36 protein-coding genes are annotated in these 22580 nt (G+C 35.2%); 35 read left to right on the forward strand and 1 reads right to left on the reverse strand.

The annotated features are described in order from the left end of the window. Positions 1-89: 89 nt before the first annotated feature. Both SOJ_RS04750 and SOJ_RS04755 read left to right on the forward strand, forming a co-directional pair. Positions 90-2228, forward strand: coding sequence for a DNA topoisomerase III (locus SOJ_RS04750; protein ID WP_002506961.1), 2139 nt, complete (start codon positions 90-92; stop codon positions 2226-2228). 110 nt (positions 2229-2338) lie between these two features. After that, the gene (locus tag SOJ_RS04755) at positions 2339-3673 is read left to right on the forward strand and encodes an NCS2 family permease (RefSeq protein ID WP_002506962.1); all 1335 of its coding nucleotides are present in this window, start codon (positions 2339-2341) and stop codon (positions 3671-3673) included. A 315-nt stretch (positions 3674-3988) separates the two neighbouring features. Here the strand turns inward: SOJ_RS04755 and SOJ_RS04760 are convergent, their stop codons facing one another. Further along, positions 3989-4375 (reverse strand): hypothetical protein, encoded by a 387-nt coding sequence (locus tag SOJ_RS04760; protein ID WP_002506963.1) that lies wholly within the window; start codon positions 4373-4375, stop codon positions 3989-3991. Positions 4376-4734: 359 nt separating this feature from the next. On the opposite strand from SOJ_RS04760, the gene rpsJ reads away from it, so the two are divergent. The 33 genes from rpsJ (at position 4735) to truA (ending at position 22536) form a co-directional block, all read left to right on the forward strand. After that, complete coding sequence (gene rpsJ / locus SOJ_RS04765) at positions 4735-5043, forward strand: 30S ribosomal protein S10 (RefSeq protein WP_002482611.1); 309 nt, start codon at positions 4735-4737, stop codon at positions 5041-5043. Positions 5044-5070: 27 nt separating this feature from the next. Further along, the gene (gene rplC, locus SOJ_RS04770; protein WP_002506964.1) at positions 5071-5730 is read left to right on the forward strand and encodes a 50S ribosomal protein L3; all 660 of its coding nucleotides are present in this window, start codon (positions 5071-5073) and stop codon (positions 5728-5730) included. Positions 5731-5756: 26 nt separating this feature from the next. Next, positions 5757-6380, forward strand: a complete 624-nt coding sequence (gene rplD, locus SOJ_RS04775; protein WP_002506965.1) for a 50S ribosomal protein L4 — start codon at positions 5757-5759, stop codon at positions 6378-6380. Continuing rightward, positions 6380-6655 carry a 50S ribosomal protein L23 gene (gene rplW, locus SOJ_RS04780; protein WP_002506966.1) on the forward strand — a complete coding sequence of 92 codons (276 nt, stop codon included), beginning with the start codon at positions 6380-6382 and terminating at the stop codon, positions 6653-6655. The genes rplD and rplW overlap by 1 nt, the downstream gene beginning before the upstream one ends. A gap of 28 nt (positions 6656-6683) precedes the next feature. Then, on the forward strand, positions 6684-7520 hold the full coding sequence (gene rplB / locus SOJ_RS04785; protein WP_002506967.1) for a 50S ribosomal protein L2: 837 nt from the start codon (positions 6684-6686) through the stop codon (positions 7518-7520). Positions 7521-7584: 64 nt separating this feature from the next. Then, entirely contained in the window at positions 7585-7863 is a 279-nt protein-coding gene (gene rpsS / locus SOJ_RS04790; RefSeq protein ID WP_002482616.1) for a 30S ribosomal protein S19, read from the forward strand. A gap of 28 nt (positions 7864-7891) precedes the next feature. Continuing rightward, entirely contained in the window at positions 7892-8245 is a 354-nt protein-coding gene (gene rplV / locus SOJ_RS04795; protein ID WP_002482617.1) for a 50S ribosomal protein L22, read from the forward strand. 23 nt (positions 8246-8268) lie between these two features. After that, positions 8269-8925 carry a 30S ribosomal protein S3 gene (gene rpsC, locus SOJ_RS04800; RefSeq protein WP_002506968.1) on the forward strand — a complete coding sequence of 219 codons (657 nt, stop codon included), beginning with the start codon at positions 8269-8271 and terminating at the stop codon, positions 8923-8925. A 2-nt stretch (positions 8926-8927) separates the two neighbouring features. Continuing rightward, positions 8928-9362 carry a 50S ribosomal protein L16 gene (gene rplP, locus SOJ_RS04805; RefSeq protein ID WP_002506969.1) on the forward strand — a complete coding sequence of 145 codons (435 nt, stop codon included), beginning with the start codon at positions 8928-8930 and terminating at the stop codon, positions 9360-9362. After that, positions 9352-9561, forward strand: coding sequence for a 50S ribosomal protein L29 (gene rpmC / locus SOJ_RS04810; RefSeq protein WP_002506970.1), 210 nt, complete (start codon positions 9352-9354; stop codon positions 9559-9561). The genes rplP and rpmC overlap by 11 nt, the downstream gene beginning before the upstream one ends. 26 nt (positions 9562-9587) lie before the next feature. Then, on the forward strand, positions 9588-9851 hold the full coding sequence (rpsQ, locus tag SOJ_RS04815) for a 30S ribosomal protein S17 (protein WP_002506971.1): 264 nt from the start codon (positions 9588-9590) through the stop codon (positions 9849-9851). 30 nt (positions 9852-9881) lie between these two features. Next, on the forward strand, positions 9882-10250 hold the full coding sequence (gene rplN, locus SOJ_RS04820; protein ID WP_002506972.1) for a 50S ribosomal protein L14: 369 nt from the start codon (positions 9882-9884) through the stop codon (positions 10248-10250). 41 nt (positions 10251-10291) lie between these two features. Beyond that, on the forward strand, positions 10292-10609 hold the full coding sequence (gene rplX / locus SOJ_RS04825; protein ID WP_002506973.1) for a 50S ribosomal protein L24: 318 nt from the start codon (positions 10292-10294) through the stop codon (positions 10607-10609). A gap of 25 nt (positions 10610-10634) precedes the next feature. Further along, positions 10635-11174 (forward strand): 50S ribosomal protein L5, encoded by a 540-nt coding sequence (gene rplE / locus SOJ_RS04830; RefSeq protein WP_002506974.1) that lies wholly within the window; start codon positions 10635-10637, stop codon positions 11172-11174. A gap of 21 nt (positions 11175-11195) precedes the next feature. Beyond that, positions 11196-11381, forward strand: coding sequence for a type Z 30S ribosomal protein S14 (locus tag SOJ_RS04835; RefSeq protein WP_002482625.1), 186 nt, complete (start codon positions 11196-11198; stop codon positions 11379-11381). A gap of 30 nt (positions 11382-11411) precedes the next feature. Next, positions 11412-11810: a 30S ribosomal protein S8 gene (gene rpsH, locus SOJ_RS04840; protein WP_002506975.1), complete on the forward strand. Its 399-nt coding sequence runs from the start codon at positions 11412-11414 to the stop codon at positions 11808-11810. A gap of 27 nt (positions 11811-11837) precedes the next feature. After that, on the forward strand, positions 11838-12374 hold the full coding sequence (gene rplF, locus SOJ_RS04845; protein ID WP_002506976.1) for a 50S ribosomal protein L6: 537 nt from the start codon (positions 11838-11840) through the stop codon (positions 12372-12374). 31 nt (positions 12375-12405) lie between these two features. Continuing rightward, on the forward strand, positions 12406-12768 hold the full coding sequence (gene rplR, locus SOJ_RS04850) for a 50S ribosomal protein L18 (RefSeq protein ID WP_002506977.1): 363 nt from the start codon (positions 12406-12408) through the stop codon (positions 12766-12768). Between the two features lie 20 nt (positions 12769-12788). Further along, positions 12789-13286, forward strand: coding sequence for a 30S ribosomal protein S5 (rpsE, locus tag SOJ_RS04855; RefSeq protein WP_002506978.1), 498 nt, complete (start codon positions 12789-12791; stop codon positions 13284-13286). A 16-nt stretch (positions 13287-13302) separates the two neighbouring features. Then, on the forward strand, positions 13303-13482 hold the full coding sequence (gene rpmD / locus SOJ_RS04860) for a 50S ribosomal protein L30 (protein WP_002506979.1): 180 nt from the start codon (positions 13303-13305) through the stop codon (positions 13480-13482). A 16-nt stretch (positions 13483-13498) separates the two neighbouring features. Next, entirely contained in the window at positions 13499-13939 is a 441-nt protein-coding gene (gene rplO, locus SOJ_RS04865; RefSeq protein ID WP_002506980.1) for a 50S ribosomal protein L15, read from the forward strand. After that, a complete protein-coding gene (gene secY / locus SOJ_RS04870) occupies positions 13939-15231 on the forward strand; it encodes a preprotein translocase subunit SecY (protein ID WP_002506981.1) in 1293 nt (430 codons plus the stop codon). The genes rplO and secY overlap by 1 nt, the downstream gene beginning before the upstream one ends. A 17-nt stretch (positions 15232-15248) precedes the next feature. Continuing rightward, complete coding sequence (locus tag SOJ_RS04875) at positions 15249-15899, forward strand: adenylate kinase (protein WP_002506982.1); 651 nt, start codon at positions 15249-15251, stop codon at positions 15897-15899. A 172-nt stretch (positions 15900-16071) separates the two neighbouring features. Then, positions 16072-16290, forward strand: a complete 219-nt coding sequence (gene infA / locus SOJ_RS04880) for a translation initiation factor IF-1 (RefSeq protein WP_001118443.1) — start codon at positions 16072-16074, stop codon at positions 16288-16290. A gap of 31 nt (positions 16291-16321) precedes the next feature. Further along, on the forward strand, positions 16322-16435 hold the full coding sequence (rpmJ, locus tag SOJ_RS04885) for a 50S ribosomal protein L36 (RefSeq protein WP_002482634.1): 114 nt from the start codon (positions 16322-16324) through the stop codon (positions 16433-16435). Positions 16436-16456: 21 nt separating this feature from the next. After that, entirely contained in the window at positions 16457-16822 is a 366-nt protein-coding gene (gene rpsM, locus SOJ_RS04890; RefSeq protein WP_002506983.1) for a 30S ribosomal protein S13, read from the forward strand. A 23-nt stretch (positions 16823-16845) separates the two neighbouring features. Continuing rightward, positions 16846-17235, forward strand: coding sequence for a 30S ribosomal protein S11 (gene rpsK / locus SOJ_RS04895; RefSeq protein ID WP_002506984.1), 390 nt, complete (start codon positions 16846-16848; stop codon positions 17233-17235). Between the two features lie 77 nt (positions 17236-17312). Next, positions 17313-18257 carry a DNA-directed RNA polymerase subunit alpha gene (locus tag SOJ_RS04900; RefSeq protein WP_002506985.1) on the forward strand — a complete coding sequence of 315 codons (945 nt, stop codon included), beginning with the start codon at positions 17313-17315 and terminating at the stop codon, positions 18255-18257. An 18-nt stretch (positions 18258-18275) separates the two neighbouring features. After that, a complete protein-coding gene (gene rplQ, locus SOJ_RS04905) occupies positions 18276-18644 on the forward strand; it encodes a 50S ribosomal protein L17 (protein ID WP_002506986.1) in 369 nt (122 codons plus the stop codon). A gap of 616 nt (positions 18645-19260) precedes the next feature. Continuing rightward, positions 19261-20070: an energy-coupling factor transporter ATPase gene (locus tag SOJ_RS04910; protein WP_002506987.1), complete on the forward strand. Its 810-nt coding sequence runs from the start codon at positions 19261-19263 to the stop codon at positions 20068-20070. After that, positions 20067-20930: an energy-coupling factor transporter ATPase gene (locus SOJ_RS04915; RefSeq protein ID WP_002506988.1), complete on the forward strand. Its 864-nt coding sequence runs from the start codon at positions 20067-20069 to the stop codon at positions 20928-20930. The genes SOJ_RS04910 and SOJ_RS04915 overlap by 4 nt, the downstream gene beginning before the upstream one ends. Beyond that, entirely contained in the window at positions 20920-21726 is an 807-nt protein-coding gene (locus SOJ_RS04920; RefSeq protein ID WP_002506989.1) for an energy-coupling factor transporter transmembrane component T family protein, read from the forward strand. The genes SOJ_RS04915 and SOJ_RS04920 overlap by 11 nt, the downstream gene beginning before the upstream one ends. A gap of 6 nt (positions 21727-21732) precedes the next feature. Next, the gene (gene truA / locus SOJ_RS04925; protein ID WP_037539455.1) at positions 21733-22536 is read left to right on the forward strand and encodes a tRNA pseudouridine(38-40) synthase TruA; all 804 of its coding nucleotides are present in this window, start codon (positions 21733-21735) and stop codon (positions 22534-22536) included. Positions 22537-22580: the final 44 nt, after the last annotated feature.

The following is a 22580-nucleotide window of genomic DNA, read 5'->3' on the forward strand; positions in this document are numbered from 1 at the left end:
TTATAGGAACTTTTTGAAATAAATGGAAGTTTCGATGTGCTATATACATGTTACAATAAATATTATATTGAGATTGAAAGGGCGAAATTATGAAATCACTAATTATAGCTGAAAAACCTTCAGTAGGTAGAGACATTGCAAATACTTTGAATGTTAATGAAAAGCGCAATGGCTACTTTGAAAATAATAAATATATTGTCACTTGGGCGTTAGGACATTTAGTAACGAATGCTACGCCAGAACAGTATGATAATAATTATAAAGAATGGAAACTTGATGTTTTACCTATTATACCAAATAAAATGAAAACTGTTGTTATAAGTAAGACAAGAAAACAATTTTCAACAGTTCAATCTTTAATTAAGAACAATAATGTTAAAGACATCATCATTGCAACAGATGCTGGTAGAGAGGGAGAACTAGTAGCGCGATTAATATTAGATAAAGCACATAATCATAAACCAATTAAACGTTTATGGATTAGTTCTGTAACAAATAAAGCAATTAAAGATGGTTTTAATAAATTACAAGATGGTCGTAAATATGACAATTTATATCACGCTGCATTAGCACGTAGTGAAGCAGATTGGATTGTTGGTATCAATGCTACGCGTGCGTTGACAACTAAATATGACGCTCAATTGTCACTTGGCCGTGTGCAAACTCCTACAATACAATTAGTACAAATGAGACAAAATGAGATTAATCAATTCAAACCACAAACTTATTTCACGATGAAATTGAATGCAGGTGGTCTTAATTTTCAGTGTATTAAACCTCAATCACATCCAGATAAAACAATTTTTGAAGATATCAAGAAGGAAATTGAAGGACAAGTAGCAACGATTGAAACAATAACTAAAAGTCATAAAAAATCATACCAACAACAATTGTTTAGTTTAACTGACTTACAACAAGAAGCTTATAAACGTTATCACTTAGGACCTAAAGAGACATTAAATACACTACAAGCATTATATGAAAGGCATAAACTTGTGACGTATCCTCGTACAGATTCAAATTATTTAACTGATGACATGGTAGATACGCTTAAAGACCGTTTGCAAGCAATTATGGCTACCACTTTAAAAGACATTGCAAAAGGACAAATGTCACAATCATTTTCTGCTAAACAAAGATTTGTAAATAATAGTAAAGTATCAGATCATCACGCTATTATACCAACAGAAGTACGTCCTGATATGAATCAATTAAGCCAACGAGAATCAAAAATATACATGATGATTGCTCAAAGATACTTAGAAAATCTAATGCCACCTCATGAATACGAATCAGTTTCTATAGAATTAAGTGTTGGTAGATATAAATTTACTTTTAAAGATAAAATCACTACAAAATTAGGATTTAAAGCAGTCTATGATACACAAGAAAAAACAAATGAACAAATTACTCAAATGCAAAAAGGCGCAACACTTAAAATCACTCGCGTGAACATAGACCAACATGAAACAACACCTCCAGCGTATTTTAATGAAGGAACTTTACTCAAAGCGATGGAAAGCCCTCAGAAATTCTTTGCGTTAGATGATAAAAAACATAATGACACATTAAAAGAAACGGGTGGTATAGGTACTGTAGCAACCAGAGCAGATATCATAGAAAAATTATTTAATATGAATGCGATTGAAGCACGTGATGGCAAAATAAAAGTAACTTCTAAAGGAAAACAAATTTTAGAATTAGCACCAAAAAAACTTACTTCTCCATTATTGACAGCAGAATGGGAAGAAAAACTTTCACTCATTGAACAAGGCAAATATGATGTGAAACAGTTTATATCAGAGATGAAACAATTTACTAACGACGTTGTATCTGAAATTAAGGAAAGTGAACAAAGGTATAAGCATGACAATTTAACTACTGCTGAGTGTCCAACTTGCGGCAAATTTATGATTAAAGTTAAAACGAAAAATGGACAAATGCTAGTTTGTCAGGATCCAACGTGTAAAACGAAAAAGAATGTTCAAAGAAAAACTAACGCACGCTGTCCTAATTGTCATAAAAAAATGACATTATTCGGAAGAGGGAAGGATGCCGTTTATCGCTGTGTTTGTGGTCATACTGAAAGTCAGGCTCAAATGGATAAACGACATAAAAATAAAAAGTCAGATAAAATAAATAAAAAAGATATGAAAAAATACATGAATAAAGATGAAGGTATAGAGAATAACCCATTCCAAGACGCGCTAAAAGACCTTAAATTCTAAAATAATCGAACAAACGAAATATATAATTTAACAAAGTTCGTGTTTGCTATTGTAAAATAGTTAATTTGATATTAAAATATGAAGGTATTTTAAAAAAAGGAGAACTAACTGTGAAAAAGTATTTCAAGTTTGATAAACATGGAACAAGCTATAAGAAAGAGATACTTGGCGGGCTAACGACTTTCTTATCTATGGCATACATTTTAGCTGTTAACCCTCAAGTACTTAGTTTAGCAGGCGTTGATGGCGTGTCTGACGATATGAAAATGGATCAAGGTGCTATTTTCGTTGCCACAGCACTTGCAGCTTTTGTTGGCTCACTATTTATGGGGCTAATCGCACGATATCCGATTGCTTTAGCACCTGGTATGGGCTTAAATGCATTCTTTGCATTTACTGTTGTATTAACTATGGGCATTCCTTGGGAAGTCGGTTTAACTGGAGTACTATTTTCTGGTTTAGTATTTGCAGTCCTCACTATGACGGGGCTACGGGAAATAATCATAAACGCAATTCCTTTCCAGATGAAAATGGCAGTTTCTGCTGGGATCGGGTTATTTATCACCTTTGTAGGGTTACAAAGTTCTGGTATTATTGTTTCCAATGATTCTACGTTAGTTACATTGGGGCAAATTACTGAGGGTCCTGTACTCTTAACTATATTTGGTATTATTATCACTGTTATACTCTATGCGGTTAGAGTGCCAGGAGCAATATTTATTGGTATGATGCTTACGTCTATTCTTGGTATGATTACTGGTCTTATACATACGCCGAGTGGCATTGTAGGTCAAGTTCCAAGTATTGAACCAACTTTCGGTGCAGCTTTTGAAGCCTTTAAAGATCCATCACAATTATTTACTGTTCAATTTCTAATTGTTATCCTAACATTCTTATTCATAGATTTCTTTGACACAGCAGGAACTTTAGTAGCAGTAGCTAGTCAAGCTGGTATGATGAAAGATAACAAACTTCCAAGAGCTGGACGTGCACTTTTCTCAGATTCATTAGCAACAATCGTAGGTTCAATTTTTGGTACCACAACAACGACTACATATATTGAATCAACATCAGGTGTTGCTGTCGGAGCTAGGACAGGATTTGCAAGTGTAGTAACAGGTTTTTGTTTCTTATTAGCGATATTCTTTAGTCCACTTATGGAAGTAGTGACGAGTGCAGTTACTACACCTGCATTAGTTGTAGTTGGTGTCTTAATGGCTTCAAACTTTGCAGAAATAGATTGGAAGAAATTTGAAGTTGCAGTACCGGCTTTTGTCACAATTATTATGATGCCTTTATCATATTCAATTGCGACAGGTATTGCTTGCGGGTTTATATTCTATCCAATTACAATGTTAATCTCTAAAAGACATAAAGAAATACATCCTATTATGTATGGCTTAATGGTATTATTTATTCTCTATTTCGTGTTTGTTCACGGATAAATTAAAAGCACATTGTTGAACGTCAAAGTGACGCAACAATGTGCTTTTATATTTTATAAATAATCAATTTGGAATTGTTTAGAATTCGTAGGTAGTATTATACATCAAATCTATATTATACAAGAAGTAAAAACAAGTTTCTTCATTATAATAGCAATTTTAGAAAAGATAATAAAAGTCATGCTTTACATAAAGAAGGAATTTACTTAATTGGTATAATTTAACCAAACAAAGACTCATACAATATACGCTCGATGAAAAATAGTTAATCCTAACTAACAGAACTTATAAAACAAATTTAAAAAGAAAGACTAATTACTTATGAGTTTCTCTATATTCTGTATATACTACTTTTGCATTTTTGTTAGCTACATACAGAGGAGTTGAAAAGAGTACGAATATAAAGAAAAGCATTAAAAAGAATAAAATCCAATGCACAACCATACCTATGAAAGGTAAAAATGCAATGAATGAACCGATAAGACCTAATAATGGAATAACCATCATTGGTTTAATTGAGTTTTGTTTATCTACAATAAGTATTATCATAGTTACAAGGTATAATAGGGCGTTAATGAGCAATGGTTGCCAACCAAAACTAAGAATAATGCTACCACCAAGAAATGGAATACCATAAACAAACTCTCCTATAAGGAGTATAAAACTCAAAATTATAAGCGTAGTACGAATACCGCTTTTCATATCAAATCACCACCTAATATCTACTATTATAAAACAAACCAATGGATTTAAATAATAATAAGTAATAATCAATTGTAGAGATTTAAAAAGATTTTCAAAAAGATTTCAAAAAAGGTTGAAGTGATTAGCGTATTCAAGTACAATAACAAAGTATGTGTTAGACAAAAAGTATAAAAACTTTTGCAGAAAAGCTTGATTAATCACTGCTTTTCATGTAACATATCTAATGTTGGACTTTAAGAACACGCGATGAAGCGAAAGGTTACTGACACACCCGGCCGCTTTGCCATGGCGCTGTGTGAGATAGTTTTCGTGGAGAAGTCTATCACTTAAATGTAGACGAATAAGGAGGGAAAATTATGGCAAAACAAAAAATCAGAATCAGATTAAAAGCTTATGATCACCGCGTAATCGATCAATCAGCAGAAAAAATTGTTGAAACAGCAAAACGTTCTGGTGCAGATGTATCTGGACCAATTCCGTTACCGACTGAAAGATCAGTTTATACTGTAATTCGTGCCGTGCATAAGTACAAAGATTCACGTGAACAGTTCGAACAACGTACACATAAACGTTTAATCGATATTGTTAACCCTACACCAAAAACAGTTGATGCTCTTATGGGCTTAAACTTACCATCTGGCGTAGACATCGAAATCAAATTATAATAGAAAAATTTAGGAGGTGGACTTTCGATGACCAAAGGAATCTTAGGAAGAAAAATCGGGATGACACAAGTTTTCGGAGAAAACGGTGATTTAATCCCAGTAACAGTAGTAGAAGCAAGCCAAAACGTTGTATTACAAAAGAAATCTGAAGAGATTGATGGTTACAACGCAATACAAGTAGGCTACGAAGATAAACGAGCTTATAAAAAAGGTAGCAAAACTAGCAAATATGCTAACAAACCAGCTGAAGGCCATGCTAAAAAAGCAGGCACAGCACCTAAGCGCTTCATTCGTGAATTCAAAAACGTTAATGTTGATGAATACGAAGTAGGTCAAGAAGTCTCAGTTAATACATTTGAAGCTGGAGACGTAATTGATGTAACAGGCGTATCTAAAGGTAAAGGTTTCCAAGGTGCCATTAAACGTCATAATCAAGCACGTGGTCCAATGTCACATGGTTCTCATTTCCATAGATCACCTGGTTCAATAGGTATGGCATCAGATGCTTCAAAAGTCTTTAAAGGACAAAAAATGCCTGGACGTATGGGTGGAGACACAGTAACAGTTCAAAACTTAGAAGTAGTTCAAATTGATACTGAAAACAATGTAATTTTAGTTAAAGGTAATGTACCTGGACCTAAAAAAGGTTTCTTAGAAATCACTTCATCAATCAAAGGTAATAAATAATATAGAATGAAAGGAGGATATGCATAATGGCAAATTATGATGTATTAAAAGTAGATGGAACTAAATCAGGTTCAGTTGAATTAAACGATGCAGTATTTGCAATCGAACCAAACAATAGTGTTCTTTTTGAAGCAATTAATTTACAACGTGCTTCATTACGCCAAGGTACACACGCTGTTAAGAACCGTTCAGCAGTACGAGGCGGCGGAGCTAAACCATGGAGACAAAAAGGTACAGGACGTGCGCGTCAAGGTACAATCCGTGCTCCACAATGGCGTGGTGGTGGTATCGTATTCGGACCAACACCAAGAAGCTACTCATACAAAATGCCTAAGAAAATGCGTCGTTTAGCATTACGCTCAGCATTATCTTATAAAGTACAAGAAAAAGGTTTAACTGTTGTTGATACATTAAACTTAGAAGCTCCAAAAACTAAAGAGTTCAAAACTGTACTTTCAAATTTAGAACAACCTAAAAAAGTATTAGTAGTTACTGAATCAGAAGATGTAAACGTAGCATTATCTGCTCGTAACATTCCTGGTGTACAAGTTACTACAGCTCAAGGTTTAAATGTTCTAGATATCACAAGCGCTGACAGTGTAGTAATTACAGAATCAGCTGCTAAAAAAGTTGAGGAGGTGCTAGGATAATGGAAGCAAGAGACGTTCTTAAGCGCCCCGTAATCACTGAAAAATCATCTGTCGCTATGGCAGAAGACAAATACACATTCGACGTTGATACTCGTGCTAATAAAACACAAGTTAAAATCGCTGTTGAAGAAATCTTTGACGTAAAAGTTGCAAATGTAAACATCATCAACTACAAACCAAAGAAAAAACGTATGGGCCGTTACCAAGGCTATACAAACAAAAGACGCGTAGCAATTGTAAAATTAAAAGAAGGATCAATCGATCTATTCAACTAAAACATTACCAATAAGGAGGTAAACGACAATGGCTCTAAAAAAATATAAGCCAATTACTAATGGTCGTCGTAATATGACTGGTTATGATTTCTCAGAAATCACTGAAACAACTCCAGAAAAATCATTATTACAACCGCTACCGAAAAGAGCGGGACGAAATAACCAAGGTAAATTGACAGTTCGCCATCGCGGTGGAGGACATAAACGTCAATACCGTGTTATTGATTTCAAACGTAATAAAGACGGCATCAACGCTAAAGTTGATTCAATTCAATATGATCCAAACCGTTCAGCAAACATTGCATTATTAGTTTATGCTGATGGAGAAAAACGCTATATCATCGCTCCAAAAAACCTTAAAGTAGGTCAAGTATTGGAAAACGGTGAAAATGCAGATATCAAATTAGGTAATGCATTACCATTAATTAACATCCCAGTAGGTACAGTAGTACACAACATCGAGTTGAAACCTGGTAAAGGTGGGCAAATCGCTCGTTCAGCTGGTGCTAGTGCACAAGTACTTGGTAAAGAAGGTAAATATGTTTTAATCAGATTAAGATCTGGTGAAGTACGTATGATTCTTTCAACTTGCCGTGCTACTGTTGGTCAAGTTGGTAACATACAACATGAACTTGTTAACGTTGGTAAAGCAGGACGTTCTAGATGGAAAGGCAAACGCCCAACAGTTCGTGGTTCTGTAATGAACCCTAACGATCACCCACACGGTGGTGGTGAAGGACGTGCACCTATCGGTATGCCATCTCCAATGTCACCTTGGGGTAAACCTACGCTTGGTAAGAAAACTCGTCGTGGTAAAAAATCTTCAGACAAACTTATCGTTCGTGGACGTAAGAAGAAAAAATAAAAATGACTTATTTGCGTGTGCGGCATGATTGCTGCACGCTCACAATAAGAAGGGAGGCGCCACTATGGCTCGTAGTATTAAAAAAGGACCTTTTGCTGACGATCATCTAAAGAAAAAAGTTGAGGCTCAAAGCGGAAGCGAGAAAAAACAAGTAATCAAAACTTGGTCACGTCGTTCAACTATTTTCCCTGATTTTATCGGACATACATTCGCAGTATATGATGGACGTAAACACGTACCTGTATTCGTAACTGAAGATATGGTTGGTCATAAATTAGGAGAATTCGCACCAACACGTACTTTTAAAGGTCATGCAGCAGATGACAAAAAAACTAGAAGATAACTTCTAACAAGTAGAGGAGGAAATTCGAATGGAAGCAAAAGCGGTTGCTAAAACAATAAGAATCGCACCTCGTAAAGTTAGATTAGTATTAGATCTAATTAGAGGCAAGAGCGCTGGTGAAGCTATAGCGATTTTAAAATTAAAAAACAAAGCTTCATCACCAGTAGTTGAAAAATTATTAATGTCCGCTTTAGCAAATGCTGAACATAACTATGACATGAACACTGATGAGTTAATAGTTAAAGAAGCTTATGCTAATGAAGGACCAACATTAAAACGTTTCCGTCCACGTGCACAAGGCCGTGCAAGTGCGATCAACAAACGTACAAGCCACATTACAATCGTCGTAAGTGACGGTAAAGAAGAAGCTAAAGAAGCTTAATAATCTTTTAAGGAGGGAACACTGTGGGTCAAAAAATTAATCCAATCGGACTTCGTGTTGGTATCATCCGTGATTGGGAAGCTAAATGGTATGCAGAAAAAGACTTCGCATCATTATTACACGAAGATTTAAAAATCCGTAAGTATATTGATAACGCATTAAAAGAAGCGTCAGTTTCTCAAGTTGAAATTGAGCGTGCTGCTAACCGTATCAACATCGCTATTCATACTGGTAAACCAGGTATGGTAATCGGTAAAGGCGGTTCAGAAATTGAAAAATTACGTAATAAATTGAACTCATTAACAAGCAAAAAAGTTCATATCAATGTTATTGAAATCAAGAAAATTGATTTAGATGCTAAACTTGTTGCTGAAAATATTGCAGTACAATTAGAAAACCGTGCATCGTTCCGTCGTGTACAAAAACAAGCTATTACTAGAGCTATGAAAAATGGCGCTAAAGGTATCAAAACACAAGTTTCAGGTCGTTTAGGCGGAGCTGACATCGCTCGTATCGAGCAATATTCAGAAGGAACTGTTCCACTTCATACACTACGTGCCGACATTAGTTACGCACATGCAGAAGCTGACACTACTTACGGTAAATTAGGTGTCAAAGTATGGATTTATCGTGGAGAAGTTCTTCCTGCTACTAAGAACACTAGTGAAGGAGGAAAATAATAATGTTACTACCAAAACGTGTAAAATATCGTCGCCAACATCGTCCTAAAACAACTGGTCGTTCTAAAGGCGGTAACCATGTAACATTTGGTGAGTATGGTTTACAAGCAACTACAACTTCTTGGATCACATCTCGTCAAATCGAATCAGCTCGTATTGCAATGACACGTTTCATGAAGCGTGGCGGGAAAGTTTGGATTAAAATCTTCCCACATACACCTTACACTAAAAAACCTTTAGAAGTACGTATGGGTGCTGGTAAAGGTGCGGTTGAAGGCTGGATTGCAGTAGCAAAACCAGGTAGAATTTTATTTGAAATCGCAGGCGTTGACGAAGAAGTTGCGCGCGAAGCATTACGTTTAGCTAGTCACAAACTTCCAGTGAAAACTAAGTTTGTAAAACGTGAAGAATTGGGTGGTGAAACAAATGAAAGCTAAGGAAATTAGAGACTTAACCACTTCAGAAATCGAAGAACAAATTAAATCTTCAAAAGAAGAGCTTTTTAACCTACGCTTTCAGTTAGCAACAGGTCAATTAGAAGAAACTGCACGTATTCGCACGGTAAGAAAAACGATTGCACGTCTAAAAACTGTTGTTCGTGAAAGAGAAATTGAACAAGGTAAAGCTAATCAATAATTTAATTTAAAGAGGAGGTTACTATAGTGAGCGAAAGAAATGATCGTAAAGTTTATGTAGGTAGAGTCGTTTCCGATAAAATGGATAAAACTGTAACTGTACTTGTTGAAACATACAAAATGCACAAATTATATGGTAAACGAGTAAAATACTCTAAAAAATACAAAACTCATGATGAAAACAACTCAGCTAAATTAGGGGACACAGTTAAAATACAAGAAACACGTCCTTTATCAGCAACTAAACGTTTCCGTTTGGTAGAAATTGTTGAAGAATCAGTTATTATTTAATAAATAGTGAAGATAAAGGAGGTTTAACTCATGATCCAACAAGAAACACGATTAAAAGTAGCAGATAACTCTGGTGCACGTGAAGTTCTTACAATTAAAGTATTAGGTGGATCTGGTCGTAAAACAGCGAATATTGGTGACGTTATCGTAGTAAGTGTTAAAAATGCTACACCAGGTGGCGTTGTCAAAAAAGGTGAAGTAGTTAAAGCTGTTATCGTACGTACTAAATCAGGCGTACGTCGTAACGATGGTTCATACATCAAATTTGATGAAAATGCATGTGTCATTATTCGCGACGATAAAGGCCCACGCGGTACTCGTATCTTTGGACCTGTTGCACGTGAATTACGTGAAGGCAACTTCATGAAAATTGTATCATTAGCTCCAGAAGTACTTTAATAATACATTTATAAATATATAAATTTAAGGAGGTGCCACACATGCATATCAAAAAAGGTGACAACGTAAAAGTTATCGCAGGTAAAGACAAAGGTAAAGAAGGTAAAGTTGTTGCAACTGAACCTAAAAAAGACCGTGTCGTTGTGGAAGGTGTCAATACAATCAAAAAGCACCAAAAACCAACTCAATTTAATCCTGAAGGTGGAATCTTAGAAACAGAGGCAGCAATCCATGTTTCTAACGTACAATTATTAGATCCTAAAACGAATGAACCAACACGCGTAGGTTATAAATTCGAAGATGGCAAAAAAGTTCGTATCGCTAAAAAATCAGGCGAAGAAATCAAAACTAATAATTAATAACTAATTGAAAGGAGGATCCACTGTGAACCGTTTAAAAGAAAAATTCAACTCTGAAGTTACTCAAAACTTAGTGAAACATTTTAACTATAGTTCAGTAATGGAAGTGCCGCAAATTGATAAAATCGTAGTAAATATGGGTGTCGGTGACGCTGTACAAAATACTAAAGTATTAGATGATGCTGTAGAGGAATTACAAGCTATCACTGGTCAAAAACCATTAATCACAAAAGCTAAAAAATCTGTTGCAACATTCCGTTTACGTGAAGGTATGCCAATTGGTGCTAAAACAACTTTACGTGGCGAAAGAATGTATGACTTTTTAGATAAATTAATTTCTGTATCACTACCTCGTGTACGTGACTTCCGTGGTGTATCTAAATCTGCATTTGATGGCAGAGGTAACTACACTTTAGGTATTAAAGAACAATTAATTTTCCCTGAAATCGACTATGACCGAGTAAGTAAAATACGAGGAATGGATATCGTTATCGTAACAACTGCTAACACTGACGAGGAAGCTCGTGAATTGTTAACACAATTCGGTATGCCATTTCAAAAATAATCTCTAAAGGAGGCTAATTAAGTGGCTAAAACTTCAATGGTTGCTAAGCAACAAAAAAAACAAAAGTTCCAAGTACGTGAATATACTCGTTGTGAACGCTGTGGTCGTCCACATTCTGTATATCGTAAATTCAAATTATGCCGTATTTGTTTCCGTGAATTAGCTTATAAAGGCCAAATCCCTGGCGTTCGTAAAGCTAGCTGGTAATATAAAAAGTCTGAAAGGAGGCAACAATCAATGACAATCAACGATCCAATTGCAGATATGCTAACTCGTGTAAGAAACGCCAACATGGTGCGTCACGATAAATTAGAATTACCTGCTTCAAACATTAAAAAAGAAATTGCTGAAATTTTAAAAAGTGAAGGTTTCATTAAAAACGTAGAATTTGTTGAAGACGATAAACAAGGGGTTATCCGTTTATTCCTTAAATATGGTCAAAACAATGAACGTGTTATCACTGGATTAAAACGTATTTCTAAACCAGGTTTACGTGTTTATGCTAAAGCTAACGAAGTACCTAAAGTACTTAACGGTCTTGGCATTGCATTAGTTTCTACTTCAGAAGGTGTTATCACTGATAAAGAAGCAAGAAAACGTAATATCGGCGGAGAAATCCTAGGTTACGTTTGGTAATAATAAATAACAAGGAGGTGCGATAACATGAGTCGTGTTGGTAAAAAAATTATTGACATCCCTAGTGACGTAACAGTAACTATTGAAGGCAATACAGTAACTGTTAAAGGTCCTAAAGGTGAATTGTTTAAAACTATGGATGAAAGAATGACATATAAACAGGATGAAAGTACTTTAGAAGTTGTGAGACCATCTGATTCTAAAGATGATAAAACAGTACATGGTACAACTCGTACTTTAATTAATAATATGATCATCGGTGTTAAAGAAGGATACCAAAAAACATTAGAACTAGTAGGTGTAGGTTACCGTGCTCAAATGCAAGGTGAAGACTTAATCCTTAATGTTGGCTATTCACACCCAGTTGAAATTAAAGCTGATAATGGTGTTAGTTTCGCTGTTGAAAAAAATACTAAAGTTACAGTAACTGGTATTTCTAAAGAAGCAGTTGGCGCTATCGCTTCAAACATTCGTGCAACAAGACCACCAGAACCGTATAAAGGTAAAGGAATTCGCTATCAAGGAGAATTCGTTCGCCGTAAAGAAGGTAAAACTGGTAAATAATAAATAACTTTCAGAAGAAAGGAGTAATAAAATGATCAGCAAAATTGATAAAAACCAAGTGCGTTTGAAAAGACATGCTCGTGTCCGTAATAAATTGTCAGGCACAGCTGAAAAACCACGTTTAAACATCTATCGTTCAAACAAACATATTTACGCACAAGTTATCGATGATGTTAATGGCAAAACATTAGCACAAGCATCAACACAAGAAAAAGACTTAGCAAATGAAACAGGTTCAAAAGTTGAACTTTCAGCTAAAGTCGGCGAAACTGTAGCTAAAAGAGCTAGCGATAAAGGTATTAAAACAATTGTTTTTGACCGTGGAGGATATTTATACCATGGCCGTGTTAAAGCCTTAGCAGATGCAGCTCGTGAAAATGGATTAGAATTTTAATTTGAAGGAGGGACATTTACATGGCTCGTAGAGAAGAAGTGAAAGAATTTGAAGAACGCGTTGTTACAATTAACCGTGTTGCTAAAGTTGTAAAAGGTGGTCGTCGTTTCCGTTTCACTGCTTTAGTAGTGGTTGGAGATAAAAACGGTCGCGTTGGATTCGGTACTGGTAAAGCACAAGAAGTGCCAGAAGCAATCAAAAAAGCAGTAGAAGCAGCTAAGAAAGACTTAGTAGTTGTTCCACGTGTTGAAGGTACAACACCTCACATTATTAATGGTCGTTTCAGTTCAGGTAATGTTTTAATGAAACCAGCAGCACCAGGTACTGGTGTTATTGCAGGTGGCCCTGTTCGTGCGGTATTAGAATTAGCTGGTATCACTGATATCTTAAGTAAATCTTTAGGATCAAATACACCAATCAACATGGTTCGTGCAACAATTAATGGATTAAAAAACCTTAAAAATGCTGAAGAAGTTGCGAAATTACGCGGTAAATCAGTAGAAGAATTATACAATTAAGGAGGGAAAATAAGTTATGGCTAAAGTACAAATTACCCTCACTCGTAGTGTTATAGGTCGTCCAGAAACACAACGTAAAACTGTTGAAGCTCTAGGTTTGAAAAAAACGAACTCTTCAGTAGTTGTTGAAGATAACCCTGCTATTCGTGGGCAAATCAACAAAATCAATCACTTAGTGACAGTAGAAGAAAAATAATTAAGGAGGTGCCGAAATGAAATTACATGAGCTAAAACCGTCAGAAGGTTCTCGTAAAGTACGTAACCGTGTTGGACGTGGTGCAGCTACTGGTAACGGTAAAACTAGTGGTCGTGGACAAAAAGGTCAAAAAGCACGTTCAGGTGGTAGTGTAAGACCAGGTTTCGAAGGTGGTCAATTACCATTATTCCGTCGTTTACCAAAACGAGGTTTTACTAACATTAACCGTAAGGAATATGCTATTGTTAACTTAGACCAACTTAATAAATTTGAGGATGGTACTGAAGTAACTCCTGCTTTATTAGTAGAATCTGGTGTAGTTAAGAACGAAAAATCTGGTGTTAAAGTACTAGGTAAAGGTTCACTAGACAAAAAGTTAACTGTGAAAGCTAACAAATTCTCTGCGTCTGCAGTAGATGCTATTGATGCAAAAGGCGGAGCACACGAGGTGATCTAATGTTTCAAACGCTTGTGAGCTTCTTTAAAACTAAAGAAGTTCGTAACAAGATCTTTTTTACTCTCGCAATGTTAGTTATTTTTAAAATAGGTACTTATATTCCAGCACCTGGCGTAAATCCAGCTGCTTTTGACAGTAGACAAGGATCTCAAGGTGTCACTGATTTGTTAAATACATTTGGTGGCGGAGCCTTGCAGAATTTCTCAATCTTTGCCATGGGTATAATGCCTTACATTACTGCATCAATTGTGATGCAGCTATTACAAATGGATATTGTTCCGAAGTTTTCTGAGTGGGCAAAACAAGGTGATGCAGGTAGAAAAAAACTTACTAACATCACACGTTATTTTGCTATTGTTCTTGCCTTTATCCAGTCAATTGGGATGGCGTTCCAATTTAATAATTATCTAAAGGGTCAATTGATCATTGATCAATCAATCCTTAGTTATTTATTAATAGCTGTTGTATTAACAGCAGGTACAGCATTCTTAATTTGGATGGGTGATCAAATCACTCAATTCGGTGTTGGTAATGGTATTTCGATTATCATCTTTGGTGGTATTTTATCATCACTACCTTCATCATTAATTCAGTTCTATCAACAGTCTTTCGTAGGTCAAGATGATACTACAATGGCATGGTTGAAAGTACTAGGGTTAATCATCGGAATGGTATTATTAACAGTCGGTGCAATATTTGTATTACAAGCTATTCGTAAAATTCCAATTCAATATGCGAAAAAGCAATCAACACAACGATTAGGTTCACAAGCAACATATTTACCTTTGAAAGTTAACGCTGCTGGGGTTATCCCGGTTATCTTTGCAATGGCATTCTTCTTGTTACCTAGAACATTAACATTGTTCTTCCCTGACGCTAGTTGGGCGCAGAAGATTTCAGACGTGGCAAATCCATCGAGTAATATCGGTATGATTGTTTATGTGGTGCTTATCATTGCATTCACATACTTCTATGCATTTGTTCAAGTCAATCCTGGAAAGATGTCAGATAATCTCAAGAAACAAGGAAGTTATGTTCCAGGTATTAGACCTGGTGAACAAACAAAAAAATATATTACTGGAGTTCTCTATCGTTTAACATTTGTAGGGTCAATATTCTTAGCTGTAATTGCGATTCTGCCAATCATTGCTACTAAAGTAATGAGCTTACCTCAATCTATTCAGCTTGGTGGTACCAGCTTACTTATCGTAATTGGTGTAGCAATAGAAACAATGAAGAGTCTTGAAGCTCAAGTGACTCAGAAAGATTATAGAGGCTTTGGTGGTAGATAAATTGTAGGAGGGCACTTATGAATATCATTTTAATGGGTTTACCTGGTGCAGGTAAAGGAACTCAAGCGAGTGAAATTGTAAAGAAATTCCCAATTCCACACATATCTACTGGAGACATGTTCAGAAAAGCGATTAAAGATGGAACAGATTTAGGCAAAGAAGCTAAGTCATTCATGGATCGTGGAGAATTAGTCCCTGATGAAGTAACTGTGGGCATCGTTAAAGATAGAATTTCTGAAGACGATGCAAAAAAAGGATTCTTACTAGATGGCTTTCCTCGTACTATTGAACAAGCTGAAGCATTAAATGAAATTATGCAAGAATTAGATAGAAAAATTGATGCTGTTATCAATATAGAGGTAGCTGAAGAAGAATTAATGAACCGCCTAACTGGTCGTAGAATTTGCGAAAAATGCGGAACAACTTATCATCTTGTATTCAATCCTCCTAAAGTTGAAGGTATTTGTGATCTTGATGGTGGTAAATTATACCAACGTGAAGATGACAACCCAGAAACAGTTGCAAATCGTTTAAATGTCAATGTTAAACAGTCTAAACCTATCTTAGAATTCTATGATAATAAAAAAGTATTAAAAAACATTGATGGTTCAAGAGATATTAAAGTCGTAACTGAAGACGTTATCGATATCTTAGAAAACTTAAAATAATATCAACTTGTACGGTCTATGGAATGTCGAAAGTATAATTGAATAAGAGTGACAATGCGATATAGTAATTCATTTTAATTTTGTTAAACTTATTAACAACACTTATAGACTCGTATGGTTAGAGTTGATTGTTGACGATAACCAACTATTGCAAAAAGGGGGAAGTTAATAAATGGCTAAACAAGATGTTATTGAATTAGAAGGTACTGTGTTAGATACTTTACCAAATGCAATGTTTAAAGTAGAATTAGAAAATGGTCATGAGATTTTAGCTCACGTAAGTGGTAAAATCAGAATGAATTATATTCGTATTCTGCCTGGCGACAAAGTAACTGTAGAAATGTCTCCGTACGATTTAACGCGCGGAAGAATTACGTATCGTTATAAATAATCGTCACTCCATAATATAGGGAGGTATTAAAATGAAAGTAAGACCATCAGTAAAACCAATTTGCGAAAAATGTAAAGTCATTAAACGTAAAGGTAAAGTAATGGTAATTTGTAGCAACCCAAAACATAAACAAAGACAAGGCTAATAAAGAGAGGTGTAAATAATTATGGCACGTATTGCAGGAGTAGATATTCCACGTGAAAAACGTATTGTTATTTCATTAACTTATGTATATGGTATCGGTACTACTACAGCTAATAAAATTGCTGAAGAAGCTAACGTTTCACCAGACACACGCGTTAACGAATTAACTGATGATGAATTAGGTCGTATCCGTGAAGTAGTAGATAGCTATAAAGTAGAAGGTGACTTACGTCGTGAGCAAAACTTAAACATTAAACGTTTAATGGAAATCTCATCATACCGTGGTATCCGTCACCGTCGTGGCTTACCAGTACGCGGACAAAAGACTAAGAACAATGCTCGTACTCGTAAAGGCCCAGTTAAAACTGTAGCTAACAAGAAAAAATAATAGGTAAAGGAGGCAAAATTTAAATGGCACGTAAACAAGTATCTCGTAAACGTAGAGTGAAAAAGAATATTGAAAATGGTGTGGCTCACATCCGTTCAACATTCAATAATACAATCGTAACAATTACTGATGAATTTGGTAATGCGTTATCATGGTCATCAGCAGGTGCACTTGGATTCAAAGGATCAAAAAAATCAACTCCATTCGCAGCTCAAATGGCATCAGAAACTGCTGCTAAATCAGCTATGGAACATGGTTTGAAATCTGTTGAAGTCACTGTAAAAGGCCCAGGTCCTGGTCGTGAATCAGCTATCCGTGCATTACAATCAGCTGGATTAGATGTAACTGCAATCCGTGACGTTACTCCAGTTCCACATAATGGTTGTCGTCCACCAAAACGTCGTCGCGTATAATTTTATTGTTATTGTCGCAGGTCACTGAGAAATTACAGTACAAATCAAGTCGACGTAATCAAGGAGGATATTTGTAAATGATTGAAATCGAAAAACCTAGAATTGAAACAATTGAAATTAGTGATGATGCTAAATTCGGTAAGTTCGTTGTTGAACCACTAGAACGTGGCTACGGTACTACACTAGGAAACTCCTTACGTCGTATCCTACTATCTTCATTACCAGGTGCTGCCGTTAAATACATTGAAATCGAAGGCGTATTACATGAATTCTCAGCTATAGATAATGTTGTTGAAGATGTTTCTGCAATTATTATGAACATCAAAAAGCTAGCATTAAAAATCTATTCTGAAGAAGAAAAAACTTTGGAAATCGATGTTAAAGATGAAGGCGAAGTAACTGCAAGTGACATTACTCATGATAGTGATGTAGAGATACTGAATCCTGAGATTAAAATTGCAACAGTTTCTAAAGGTGGACATTTAAAAATCCGTCTAGTTGCTAATAAAGGTAGAGGCTACGCATTAGCAGAACAAAATAACACTAGTGATTTACCAATTGGTGTAATTCCAGTTGATTCATTATATTCACCTGTAGAACGTGTTAACTATACTGTAGAAAACACGCGCGTAGGTCAAAGTAGTGATTTTGATAAATTAACGTTAGATGTTTGGACTAATGGTTCTATAACGCCACAAGAGTCTGTTTCATTAGCTGCAAAAATCTTAACTGAACATTTGAATATCTTTGTTGGATTAACTGATGAAGCACAAAATGCTGAAATCATGATTGAAAAAGAAGAAGATCAAAAAGAAAAAGTTCTTGAAATGTCAATTGAAGAATTAGATTTATCTGTACGTTCTTACAACTGTTTAAAACGCGCAGGTATCAACTCTGTCCAAGAGTTAGCTGATAAATCAGAAGCTGACATGATGAAAGTCCGTAATTTAGGTCGTAAATCTTTAGAAGAAGTTAAATACAAACTTGAAGATTTAGGTTTAGGATTAAGAAAAGAAGATTAATATAAAGGAGGTTAACTCATGGGTTACAGAAAATTAGGTCGTACTTCTGATCAACGTAAAGCTATGTTACGCGATTTAGCTACATCACTTATCGTTAGTGAACGTGTTGAAACTACAGAAGCACGTGCAAAAGAACTACGTAGTGTTGTTGAAAAATTAATCACTTTAGGTAAAAAAGGAGATTTAGCTTCTCGTCGTCAAGCTGCTAAAACTTTACGCAATGTTGAAATCTTAAATGATGATGAATCAATTCAAACTGCACTACAAAAATTATTCGGTGAAGTTGCTGAACGTTATACAGAACGTCAAGGCGGTTACACTCGTATTCTTAAAGTAGGCCCTCGTCGCGGTGACGGAGCTGAATCAGTAATTATCGAATTAGTTTAATTTAAATATACGTACTACTATGTATAAAGCAAATGAGTGCAACGATAATGTTTGCCACATACAAATATTGTCTAGCTCAGAGTACCCCATCAAACTTAATAAACTTTAAAGCGTGAACTCAAAAATATGATGGGGTGCGCGCTTTTTTTATTTATAAGGCCTCCACAATTCCTACAGAATTGAGGGGGCCTTATGCATTTGAAAATCAAGAGGTTGGGACAAAATACATGTCTCATCCTCAATTATTATATTGGCAGTGGCTGACTGAACTGAAAATGCGCTTATATTAAACTTTTAAAGAACTACTTCTATGAAGAGCAGTAGTTCTTATGCAAGAGCTTCAACGTTTGTATGCCATTTTCTAGTCCGCTTAGCGGGACTTGGCTCATACGACGAAATCTTGTTAGAAAAATTTGATTTCTGTCCCACTCCCATTAGCAAGGTATGAACACTTACACTAATGCGCAAATGTCAAAAGAGTTATTTTATAAAAGTTTTAAAGTACTTATTTATAGCAGTGTTTCTTTAGACTTTACTAGTGCTTCTTTAGAAAGTTTCATGTAAAATAGGATAAGTATACAACAATGATGATTATAAATTTTGGGAGGCAATTGATGTGGACACGCGAGATAATATTATTACATTTAATCATGTTTCATTTAAATATAATAGTGATGAACGATTTGCGTTAAATGACGTATCTTTTGAGATTCCAAAAGGACAATGGACATCAATTGTAGGACATAATGGTTCAGGTAAATCTACTATTGCTAAACTAATGATAGGCATAGAATCACCATTTGATGGTGATATTTATTTGCTTAATAGATTAGTTCAAGAAGATAATTTGAGTTATTTAAGACAGCACATTGGCATTGTGTTCCAAAATCCTGAAAATCAATTTGTAGGGTCTACAGTGGAGTATGATGTTGCATTTGGTTTAGAAAATAATGGCGTAACATATGAAAGCATGCAGAGTATTGTGCCTGAAGCATTAGCTGACGTAGAAATGTTAGATAGAGCTAAATACGAACCCCAGTCTCTCTCAGGAGGCCAAAAGCAACGTGTTGCAATTGCAGGAGTCCTCGCTTTGGATACAGATATCATTATATTAGACGAAGCTACTTCTATGTTAGACCCTGCTGGTAGAAATGAGTTACTTTCATTGATTCATCGTTTAAAAGACGATAAAGATGTTACGATTATTTCTATTACACATGATTTGTCAGAAGCAGTAGAGGCCGACCATGTAGTGGTGTTAAATGAAGGTACGGTACATCAATCGGGCTTACCAGAAGAAATTTTTAGTGATGGTAATGAACTCACAAAGATTGGTTTAGATCTTCCATTTTCAATGCGGATGCATCAGCAGTTATTAGGCGTTACTGATTACGTAACTTATGAAGGGTTGGTAAGAAAATTATGACGGTTCATTTTAACCAAGTTAGTTATGTATATCAAAATGGCACACCCTTTGAGTATCTTGCGTTGGAAGACATTGTCACATCATTTGAACAAGGAAAATACTATGCTGTAATAGGACAAACTGGTTCTGGCAAATCAACATTGATTCAACATTTCAATGGCCTTTTAAAGCCAACTAGTGGTGCATTAGAAGTAGATGATATAACAATCACCCATAAGACTAAAGATAAGTTTTTAAAGCAAGTACGTAAACGCGTAGGTGTTGTATTTCAATTTCCGGAGTCACAACTATTCGAAGATTCTGTTGAAAGAGAGATTCTTTTTGGTCCTCAAAACTTTAACATGCCACTTAACGAAGTAAAAGAACGTGCGTTTCGTTTACTATTAGAATTTGGTTTTAACAGGGATATATTGCAGCAGTCTCCTTTTCAAATGTCAGGTGGGCAAATGAGAAAAATCGCAATTACATCAATACTCGCAATGGATCCAGACATTGTTATTTTAGATGAACCTACTGCAGGCCTTGATCCAAAGAGTAGAAAACAAATCATGGAATTAATAAAAAAACTTCAAGTAGAACAACAAAAAACAATCATCCTTGTAACGCATGAAATGAATGACGTAGCAAAATATGTAGATGAAGTTAAAATTATGAGCAATGGCAAACTTATTGATTCATGTACACCACGTAAATTATTTAGTGATACGAACTATGTGAATCAAATGCACTTAGATGTACCAAATATTGTGAAACTGCAAAGGGATATTGAAGATAAACATCAATATTATTTTAATAAAATCGCATTAACTGAAGCAGAATTTATTGAAATGTATAAGGAGTGGCAAAAACATGAGAGATAAGTTTATCATAGGCCGCTATCTGCCGTTAGATACAATAATACATCGTTTGGACCCACGTTCAAAATTGATATTTGCCTTTTTCTTTATTGTATTAATCTTTTTTGCACATTCGTTTGCTACTTATTTTTGGTTGTTTCTATTAATATTGACTTTCATGAAGTTAGCCCATATTAAATTATGGTTTTTAGTAAAAGGATTAACGCCAATATGGATATTTCTCATATTTACCTTTCTAATGCATTTGTTTCTAACCAAGGGTGGCACAAGAATATTTGAGCTGTCATTTATCTCTATTGATACACAGGGGATTTTAGAAGGTATTTATATTGTATTGAGACTCATGTTCATCATTATGATTTCAACGATATTAACGTTAACGACAAGTCCAATTGACTTAACAGATGCATTTGAAAGACTATTATCACCGCTTAAACTTGTTAAGATACCTGTGCATCTATTGAGCATGATGATGTCGATAGCGTTGCGATTTATACCAACACTGATGAACGAGTTAGATAAAATTATTTTAGCTCAAAAATCTCGTGGCTCAGAAATAAGCTCTGGAGGATTGATTAATCGAATTAAAGCATTTATACCATTATTAATACCATTGTTTATTTCAGCGTTTCAAAGGGCAGAAGACTTAGCTATTGCAATGGAAGTAAGAGGTTACGATACTAAAAAACAACGTACGAGTTATCGTAAGTTGCAATGGCGATGGACAGATGTATTAGTGCTCATATTACTAATACCAATAGCAGTGATATTGTTTGTTTTAAAATATATAGGAGTGTAATGCATGATGCGTGTTTTAGTAAATATTTCATACCAAGGAAGTCAGTTTCTTGGTTTTCAAATACAACAAAATGGTAGAACAGTACAACAACAGTTTGAAAAAATACTTAAAAGAATGCACAAACGTCATGTGCGAATTCACCCAAGTAGTAGAACCGATAAAGGCGTACACGCGTTAGAACAATATTTTCATTTTGATACAGAATTGAACATTGCTCCGCCACAATGGAAGTACGTAATGAATCGTGCTTTGCCTGATGATGTTTATGTGAATGATGTAATGATTGTCGATGATGACTTTCATTGTAGATATGATTGTGTCGGCAAGTCTTACCGTTATAAAATTTATCAATCAGAGCACAAGGATCCTTTCCAATGCGGTTTGAAAACATATATTACCGATTCATTAGATACTGAAAAAATGAATCGGGCAGCCCAATTATTCGTAGGAACGCATGATTTTACTGGTTTTTGTTCACAAAAAACAGAAGTAGAGAGTAAAGTGCGTACGATATATGAAAGTCGTATTAAAATTACAGAAAATGGTCTGGATTATATTGTCACAGGCTCAGGATTCCTATATAATATGGTACGTGTGCTTATGGCGTTTCTATTAGAAGTTGGCAAAGGAAAGCGTAATCCTGAAGAGGTACCTGAATTATTAATGATGAAAGATCGTAATCAGGTTCCGTATACTGCACCATCTGAAGGATTATATTTAGAGCGGATTTATTTGACATCTTCAGCGTTAATCAATGACTTTGGTAGTGATATAAAAATACATCAAAAAAAATCAACACAAAATGATTAAATAAGATTGACAAAACGGCTTAAAAATTATACGATTACTAACGG

Origin of the sequence: Staphylococcus sp. OJ82, from assembly GCF_000294465.1 — a bacterium.
Lineage (GTDB): Bacteria > Bacillota > Bacilli > Staphylococcales > Staphylococcaceae > Staphylococcus > Staphylococcus equorum.